This window comes from Vibrio sp. M250220, assembly GCF_036533795.1.
Taxonomy (GTDB): Bacteria; Pseudomonadota; Gammaproteobacteria; order Enterobacterales; family Vibrionaceae; genus Vibrio.
This window is the reverse complement of the sequence record NZ_JATABI010000168.1, coordinates 1-722: the sequence shown is the minus strand read 5'-3', so window position 1 is coordinate 722 and position 722 is coordinate 1. Positions and strand designations below refer to the sequence as shown.

Sequence of the window (722 nt, the reverse complement as noted above, 5' to 3'; positions counted from 1 at the left end):
TTCCTAAATATAGATCACTGGTTTGTAGAAAAAGAAGGGAACTCGGTACCGTTTGAGCGATCTGATCAGTCGCCAAACATACAAACCTACAACCGTTACCGAGTTCTCATGATTCTAACATTACCTGACCGCGCAGAGCGACGTCGTATCGCTAAAAAGATACATAAGACTAAGGATAAAGACCATTGCCGCCGCTTGAATGCCATATTACTTCTTTCACAAGGGTATTCCGTTACCACTGTATCAAAGCTTCTGGTTGCTGCCCGCTCTTCCATAGGACGCTGGGTTAACTGGTACACGGAATGCGGTATCGAGGGCTTGGAAAGTTCAACCCGAGGTAGACCTGCGACGCTACCTTTTCTTCAAATTGCCGCAATATTGACGACTTTATTAACGCTTAATCCTCAAAGTCTGGGATATCAGCGTTCACGTTGGAGTACAGAGCTGATGGCGATTGAGGTTAATCGGATATTTGGACTTAAAGTACACTCATCGACCATTCGTCGATGGTTACCTAAGCTTGGAATTGTCTGGCGAAGAGCCTCGCCAACATTGCATATCAAAGACCCAGATAAAGAAGCAAAACTCGCCAGAATCAAAAAGGCATTGGAGTGTTGCGATGCTGACAATCCAGTGTTTTATGAAGATGAGGTCGATATCCACTTAAACCCTAAAATTGGAGCAGATTGGATGCCCAAAGGTCAGCAAAAGAAAGTGGCGAC

General features: G+C 44.9%; 1 protein-coding gene. It reads left to right on the top strand.

Annotated features, from left to right (window positions below):
• Window positions 1–108 precede the first annotated feature (108 nt).
• A partial coding sequence (locus QTN94_RS20180) for an IS630 family transposase (RefSeq protein WP_331428671.1) occupies window positions 109–722 on the top strand: 614 nt, incomplete at its 3' end.